We start from the raw sequence: 7,600 nt of genomic DNA on the forward strand, positions 1-7,600 counted from the left end.
GCGGTAGGCTACTTCTTCTTCGCCAGCGCCGCTTCCAGCGCCGCCAGTCGTTCGGCCAGCTTTTCGTTTTCTTCCCGCGCCTTGGCGGCCATTTCCTTGACCGTGTCGAATTCCTCGCGGCTGACGAAGTCGAGGCCACCCAGCCCTTCGCGGACGCGTTCGCGGGCGGCGTCGCGGGCTTCGCGGCCCATTCCGGCCATCGTTCCGGCAGCGCTGTTCAGCAGCTTGGCAATATCGGCGAGCAGGGGGTTTTCGCTTTGCATGGGAGTCAGATGGTCCTGATTGCGGGCCGGTTCAAGCCCCTACTGAAACTCGACCGAGGTTACCGCCTCGCCCCCGGCGGCGCCATCGGCATCGGGGTTCAATTGCAGGAACTGCCAGTTGAGCGCGCTCGCGAACAAGACCCAGGCCAGATAGGGCACCAGCAGGTATGCAGCGAGCGGGCGGACGGCGTGGAACAGGAAGATCGTCCCCGCCAGCGCCACCACCAGCACCCCCAGCAGCACCAGCGCCGCGCTGATCTGGTGCGCGCCAAAGAACAGCGGCGACCACGCGAGATTGAGCAGCAACTGGAACACGAATGCGAAAATCGCCACGCCGCGCCCCGGCGCGCCGCGCGCGGTGACGATCATCGCCAGCGCAACGCCCATCATCACATACAGGATCGACCAGACGATCCCGAACGCGGCCGGCGGCGGATAGATCTCCGGCTTGACCAGATCGACGAACCACGGATTGCCCGGACCGCTGTTGGCAGCCTGACCTGAAAAGAACCCCAGCAACAGGATACCCGGCACCAGAAACAGCGACCAGCGCAGAAACGCCGCTCTCAACTGGCCTGGCGATGCAAGCTCACTCATCAGACACCTTCGATTCGGATTACGTCCAGTGCGGATATTGGCGGGCGGATTTCCCTTAAGCAATGGGGGGATAGCCGCGGTGAGGGTCAGGACCTGTTGCCTGCGCCTTCCTTCCTGGCACTGAGCCATTTTGACTCAAACCTCGAAGGCGCAGGCAACAGGTCCTGACCCTAGTCCCGTTTTGCGGCAATCAGGAACTCCACATTGCCTTCCGGGCCGGTAATCGGGCTTTCGACAATCCCCTGGACCTGCCAGCCCAGCGCTTCGATCCACTGGCGGACCTCGGCGCAGACCCGCGCGTGCAGCGCGGGATCGCGGACCACCCCGCCCTTGCCCACTTCCTCGCGCCCGACTTCGAACTGCGGCTTGATCAGCGCGACCAGCTGGCACTGCGGCGCGGCCAGTTTCAGCGGCACGTCCAGCACTTTGGCCAGCGCGATGAAGCTGGCATCGCACACCACCCAGCTGCACGGCGCGGTGATATGAGCGTTCGTCAGCACCCGCGCGCTGGTCTGTTCCAGCACGGTCACGCGCGGGTCCTGGCGCAGTTTCCAGGCCAGCTGGTTGGTCCCCGAATCGACCGCGAAGACGTGCGCTGCGCCTTTGGACAGCAGCACATCGGTAAACCCGCCAGTCGAACTGCCGATGTCCATCGCGGTGACACCGGCGGGATCGAGGCCGAAGTGCTCGATCCCGTGGGCCAGCTTGATCCCGCCGCGCGAGACCCACGGATGATCGCGCCCGCGCACGTCCAGCACGGCATCGGCGGGCACCGTCTGGCCCGGTTTGGCCAGCTTGGTTTCGCCGTGAAAGACCAGCCCGGCCAGCACCAGCGCCTGCGCCCGCGCGCGGCTTTCGACCAGCCCGCGTTCGACCAGCAATTGATCGACACGGGCTTTTCCGGGCTTTTTCGCGGGGGTAACGGTCATGCCGGGGCCAATCGGATCAGAGGTTTGCAGGGCAAGAGGGGTTGTGATGCCCGGCGGCTCATTCCATAGGTAGGCGATGAAGGCAATCGCACCCGCCGAACGGCCCTTTTCCCTGACCCTTGCCGCAGCCGCGCTGACGCTGCTGGGAGCATGCGCAGCGCCGCCGCCTCCCGCCGCAGTGCCATTGCCTGCCGCCGCGCCGCCCGCAGTCCGGCCCGCGCCGCTGCCCGCGCCCGCGCCGGTCGCCAACTGGCGCGATGTCGCGATCACGCCCGGAGTGTGGCGCTGGGGCATGGCCGACGGGAAATCGACTGCCACGTTCGGCCCGCCGGGCGGAACGGTGCTGGTGCGGTTGACCTGTGAAAAGTTCCTGCGCGAAGTGCGGCTGGCGCGGGTCAGTGCCGGCACCGGCCACGTGCCGATGGCTGTAACCACCACCACCGGCACCCGCCCGCTGCTGAGCGAACCGACCGTTGCGGCCCCCGGCTGGATCGTGGCGCAGATCCGCGCGGGCGATCCGATTCTGGATGCGATCGCCTTTTCACGCGGGCGGTTTGCGCTGGATGTGGCTGGCGAAGCACCGCTTTATCTGCCCAGCTGGCCGGAAATTGCCCGCGTGGTCGAGGATTGCCGCTGAAGGGAAAACGGCCCTGCCGAAGCAGGCCGGAAGCGCCGATACTGACGTCAAAATAAAACAATGCAAGTCTTGTTGTGCAGTGCGGAATCGGTATCCCTAGGGCCAAGGACGGACCGGGTTAACCCCCACCGGCCGAGCTTCCGAGAGGGAGCGGCTCTTGGCTCTAACAGCGCGAAAGGAGGTGACCGATGTCTCATGGTTCAGCAAGGAGGTCGGGTATCCGCAGCGCGAGGCATTATCGCTGACCATCAACCAGCGATAAAGGCATCGTGAGCGGCACTTTCGGGCCGCTGACCATGCGAAGGGACGCCCCCGGCGGCGCACCTTCTCATTCTCAGACTTGAAATCGGGGCTGCTTCCGCCGGTGCGGAGGCAGCCCTTTTCAATTTCGCCAATTGGCCCTATCGAGGGAGTGAACCAGTGCGCTTTCCGAATGTTTCACAGGGCTTGCGTTCTGTGTAACATTCGTTCAATGCCTGCATTCCATTGTTCAAGAGGACCGTCCCCATGGCGACCAGCGCCCAGTTCACCCGCCTGCCTCACCCCGCCCCCACGGCGGCCAGGGACCGTGCAGCGGTGCTGGCGGACCCCGGTTTCGGCAAATGCTTTTCCGATCACATGGTCTGCATCGACTGGTCCGAGGACAAGGGCTGGCACAACCCGGTGATCGGCCCGCGCGGCCCGATTGCGCTCGATCCGGCGGCCGCGGTGCTGCACTATGCGCAGGAAATCTTCGAAGGGCTGAAAGCCTATCGCACTGCCGATGGCGGGATCGCGCTGTTCCGCCCCGAAGCCAACGCCGCGCGCTTCAACGCCTCGGCCCGGCGCCTCGCGATGCCGGAACTGCCCGAAGACGTGTTCGTCGCGGCGATCCGCGAACTGGTCGCGGCGGACAGCGAATGGTTCCCGACCGTTGAAGGCGGCTCGCTCTATCTGCGGCCCTTCATGATCGCGACCGAGGCGTTTCTGGGCGTGCGCCCGGCCAAGGAATACAAGTTCCTGGTGATCGCCAGCCCGGCGGGCAACTACTTCAAGTCAGGCGCGCCCGCCGTGTCGATCTGGGTCAGCGACTATACCCGCGCGGCCCCCGGCGGCACCGGCGCGGCCAAGTGCGGTGGCAACTATGCCGCCAGCCTGGTCCCCACCGCCGAAGCCTTTGCCAAGGGCCACGATCAGGTGCTGTTCCTTGACGCGGCGGAGCACAAATGGATCGAGGAACTGGGCGGCATGAACCTGTTCTTCGTGTTCGCCGACGGCACCCTGCGCACGCCCGCGCTGACCGGCACGATCCTGCCCGGCATCACCCGCGACAGCCTGCTGCAACTGGCCCGCGAAGAAGGGCTGACGGTTGAGGAAGAGCGCTACAGCCTGGACCAGTGGCGCGCCGACGCCGCATCGGGCCATCTGATCGAAGCGTTCGCCTGCGGCACGGCGGCGGTCGTCACCTCGGTCGGCAAGGTCGCCGACCGGACCAGCGAGTTCACCATCGGTTCGGGCGGTCCGGGACAACTGACCCAAAAGCTGCGCGCGCGACTGGTCGCGATCCAGCGCGGCGAAGCGCCCGATACCCACGGCTGGGTCACCCGGCTGGACTGATCCGCCAAAGCGCTGGCCAGCGCTTTACGTCCGGGCGCGGTTGCGGCAGATACGCCGGATGACCGACAGCTCGCTTGATCGCCGCCGCTTCCTTGCTGCCACCGGCGCAGCGTTCGCCGCATTGGCGGCCAGCGGCTGCCGCACCGCCCGGTCGGGGGTCGCATCGGCCCCTGGCTATGGCCCGCTGCGACCCGATCCGGCGGGCTTGCTGGACCTGCCGGAAGGGTTTTCCTACCGGGTAATCTCGAAGCTCGGCAACCCGATGAGCGACGGCGGGCGGGTGCCCGATGCGGCTGACGGGATGGGCTGCTTTGCCCTGCCCGGCGGCAAGCTGGCGCTGGTCCGCAACCATGAACTGCGCCCCGGCAAGGACAGCGGCGGGGCGACCGGCCGGGCATTTGACCGCGACGCCAGCGGCGCGATCCTGCCCGGCGGCACGACCACGCTGGTGCTCGATGCCGCAAGCCTGACGCTGGAACGCGAATTCCGCTCGCTCTCCGGCACGATCCGCAACTGCGCGGGCGGGATCACCCCGTGGGGCACCTGGCTGAGCTGCGAGGAAGACGTCTCCCGCGCCGGGGCCAAAGTCGGGCAGGACCATGGCTGGGCCTTTGAGGTGCCCGCCGCCGCGACCGGCCCGGTCGATCCGGTTCCGCTGAAAGCGATGGGCCGCTTCAACCGCGAGGCCGCCGCCGTCGATCCGGCCACCGGCATCGTCTATCAGACCGAGGACCGCGGCGATGGACTGCTCTATCGCTTCATCCCCGCCGTGCCGGGGCAGCTGGCCAAGGGCGGGCGGCTGGAGGCGCTGGCCATCGACGGCGGCCACGCGGCGATGAAGCCCGGTGACTGGCGAAAAGTGCGCTGGATCGCACTCGACAACCCGGAAAGCCCGGACGACGATCTGCGCACACGCGGCGCTGCGGCGGGCGCGCTGGCGTTTGCGCGCGGCGAAGGCATCCACATGGGCGACGGCGAACTGTTCTTCGCCTGCACGTCCGGCGGCGCAGCGGAACTGGGGCAGGTGTTCCGCCTCAAGCCCGGCAAAGCGGGCGACCGCCTGCAACTGTTCTTCGAATCAACCGATCCGCAGCAGTTCAACTATGGCGACAACCTGACCATCGCCCCCGATGGCCAGCTGGTGGTGTGCGAAGACCAGTATAGCGCCGTGTCCGACAACCACTTGCGCGGCCTCACCCGCGATGGCCGCCCCTATCCGCTGGCGCGGGTCGCGATCCAGACCGAACCGGCGGGCGCGTGCTTTTCGCCCGATGGCAAAGTGCTGTTCGTCAACCTCTACAGCCCCACCGCCACGCTGGCGATTACCGGACCGTGGGCGCACTTGCGGGGATAACAGGCAAAAGCCTTGCGCAGACCCGCACGGCAAATTAGGCGTAGTAACTTACAAAAAATCGAGAGGAATCCCCATGTCCGACGCCGAATACACGCCGCCCCCGGTCTGGGTGTGGGACAAGGCCAACGGTGGCCAGTTCGCCAGCATCAACCGCCCCACCGCCGGCGCGCAGGTTGAGCGCGCGCTGCCGGTCGGCAAGCATCCGTTCCAGCTCTATTCGCTGGGTACCCCCAATGGGCAGAAGGTCACGATCCTGCTGGAGGAACTGCTCGCCGCAGGCCATGCGGGCGCGGAATACGATGCCTGGCTGATCAACATCGGCGACGGCGACCAGTTCGGATCGGGTTTCGTCGCGCTCAACCCCAACAGCAAGATTCCCGCGATGCTCGACCAGTCCGGGCCGGAGCCGCTGCGCCTGTTCGAATCCGGCGCGATGCTGCTGCATCTGGCGGACAAGTTTCAGGCGTTCATCCCGCAAGACCTGAAGGGCCGGACCGAGACGATCTGCTGGCTGATGTGGCAGATGGGCAGCGCGCCGTTCATGGGCGGCGGCTATGGCCATTTCTATCACTATGCCCCGGTCAAGATCCAGTACGCGATTGACCGTTATGCGATGGAAACCAAGCGCTTGTTCGACGTTGCGAACAACCAGCTGAAGGAAACCCGGTTCCTGGCGGGCGATGAATACACCATCGCCGATATCGCCGCCTACACCTGGATCGGCAACCTCTATCGCGGCGATGCCTATGGCAACACGCGCGAATTCCTCCAGCTTCAGGAATACGAAGCGGTCGGCCGCTGGGTCGGCGAAATCGACGCCCGTCCTGCGGTAAAGCGTGGCCGTCTGGTCAACCGCCCGTTCGGCGAAGAAGGCACCGTCCTGCGCGAACGCCACGACGCCAGCGACTTCGACGCGCTGAAGCCGGGCGTGCTCTAACCCTTGTGGAAGGGGGGTAAAAGCCCCTTCCCTTCCCCGTTTGCTCTGCTATGAGCGCGCTTCCCGTTGGGGCGTCGCCAAGTGGTAAGGCACCGGTTTTTGGTACCGGCATTCGCAGGTTCGAATCCTGCCGCCCCAGCCAGCAAGCTGTCCGGACCGTCAGGCGGCGCAGGTTCAAATCCCGCCGCCTCTTGAATCCGGCAGCCTGATCCGGGACAAGGCGCGCAAAGGGAGATTTCCGATGCGTGCGACCCAGGCTTTTATCGAACAGACCGGCGGCCCCGAAGTGATCCAGTGGCGCGAGGTGGACTTGCCCGCGCCCGCCCCCGGCGAAGTGCTGCTGCGTCACGAAGCGGTGGGCCTGAACTTCATCGACACCTATTTCCGCACCGGCCAGTATCCCGCGCGCCTGCCGACCGGTCTGGGCATGGAAGCGGCAGGCGTGGTGGAAGCGGTGGGCGACGGCGTGACCCGGTTCGCGCCCGGCCAGCGCGTGGCCTATTTCGCCGCCCCCGGTGCCTATTCGACCGCGCGGCTGATCAAGGCATCCGCGCTGTTCGCCGTGCCTGACGGGATCGATGCCCGCACCGCCGCCGCGATCCTGCTGAAAGGCACGACGGTCGAGGCGCTGGCCGAGCGCTGCGCACCCGTTGCGCCGGGCGGCTGGGCGCTGGTCCCGGCAGCGGCGGGCGGGGTCGGGCAATTGCTGGTGCAATGGCTGGCCGCACGCGGGGTGCGGGTGATCGGCACGGTCGGCAGCGCGGGAAAGGTTGCGCTGGCACAGGCCGCAGGCGCCGAACTGGTGTTCCTGTCCGGCGCGCCGGACCTTGTCACCAACGTGCGCGAGGCAACCGGCGGCGCGGGCGTGGCAGTTTGCTATGACGGGGTCGGCGCGGCCAGCTGGCAATCCTCGCTCGATTCGATTGCGCGGCGCGGCACGCTGGTCAGCTTCGGCAATGCCAGCGGCCCGGTAACCGGCGTGGCGCTGCGCGATCTGGCCACGCGCGGCTCGCTCTATGTCACCCGCCCCGGCGTCTATGACTATTACGCCGATCCGGCCGAAGCCGCAGCGGGCGCGGCGAAGCTGTGGGACATGGTGCTGGCAGGCAAGCTCAGCGTCACCATCGGCCAGGAATACGCGCTGACCGACGCGGCGCAGGCCCACATCGACCTCGAAGCGCGGCGGACGACGGGGTCGACGCTGTTGCTGCCTTGAATCCCCCAATCCCCGTTCGTGTCGAGCGAAGTCGAGACACGCCGCGCAAACGTGTCTCGACTTCGCTCGAC

Annotated in this window: 8 protein-coding genes and 1 tRNA gene; 6 read left to right on the top strand and 3 right to left on the bottom strand. The window is 66.8% G+C overall.

Annotation, left to right across the window (positions count from 1 at the left end; genetic code table 11):
• Positions 1–8 precede the first annotated feature (8 nt).
• From Q8Q53_RS07520 to Q8Q53_RS07530, 3 genes are all read right to left on the bottom strand, one after another.
• Positions 9–263, bottom strand: coding sequence for an accessory factor UbiK family protein (locus Q8Q53_RS07520; RefSeq protein ID WP_305701139.1), 255 nt, complete (start codon positions 261–263; stop codon positions 9–11).
• Positions 264–302: 39 nt separating this feature from the next.
• Positions 303–860, bottom strand: a complete 558-nt coding sequence (locus Q8Q53_RS07525) for a TspO/MBR family protein (RefSeq protein WP_305701140.1) — start codon at positions 858–860, stop codon at positions 303–305.
• Between the two features lie 170 nt (positions 861–1,030).
• Positions 1,031–1,789, bottom strand: a complete 759-nt coding sequence (locus Q8Q53_RS07530) for a TlyA family RNA methyltransferase (protein ID WP_305701141.1) — start codon at positions 1,787–1,789, stop codon at positions 1,031–1,033.
• 76 nt (positions 1,790–1,865) lie between these two features.
• On the opposite strand from Q8Q53_RS07530, the gene Q8Q53_RS07535 reads away from it, so the two are divergent.
• The 6 genes from Q8Q53_RS07535 (at position 1,866) to Q8Q53_RS07560 (ending at position 7,529) form a co-directional block, all read left to right on the top strand.
• Positions 1,866–2,426: a hypothetical protein gene (locus Q8Q53_RS07535; RefSeq protein WP_305701142.1), complete on the top strand. Its 561-nt coding sequence runs from the start codon at positions 1,866–1,868 to the stop codon at positions 2,424–2,426.
• Between the two features lie 507 nt (positions 2,427–2,933).
• Positions 2,934–4,022, top strand: coding sequence for a branched-chain amino acid aminotransferase (locus tag Q8Q53_RS07540; protein WP_305701143.1), 1,089 nt, complete (start codon positions 2,934–2,936; stop codon positions 4,020–4,022).
• A 58-nt stretch (positions 4,023–4,080) separates the two neighbouring features.
• Complete coding sequence (locus Q8Q53_RS07545; protein WP_305701144.1) at positions 4,081–5,376, top strand: alkaline phosphatase PhoX; 1,296 nt, start codon at positions 4,081–4,083, stop codon at positions 5,374–5,376.
• A gap of 73 nt (positions 5,377–5,449) precedes the next feature.
• Positions 5,450–6,313, top strand: a complete 864-nt coding sequence (gene yghU, locus Q8Q53_RS07550; protein WP_305701145.1) for a glutathione-dependent disulfide-bond oxidoreductase — start codon at positions 5,450–5,452, stop codon at positions 6,311–6,313.
• Between the two features lie 67 nt (positions 6,314–6,380).
• Positions 6,381–6,455, top strand: a tRNA-Gln gene (locus tag Q8Q53_RS07555).
• 99 nt (positions 6,456–6,554) lie between these two features.
• On the top strand, positions 6,555–7,529 hold the full coding sequence (locus Q8Q53_RS07560; RefSeq protein WP_305701146.1) for a quinone oxidoreductase: 975 nt from the start codon (positions 6,555–6,557) through the stop codon (positions 7,527–7,529).
• Positions 7,530–7,600 lie beyond the last annotated feature (71 nt).

It is taken from the genome of Novosphingobium sp. (assembly GCF_030699305.1).
In the GTDB taxonomy this organism is placed as follows: Bacteria; Pseudomonadota; Alphaproteobacteria; order Sphingomonadales; family Sphingomonadaceae; genus Novosphingobium.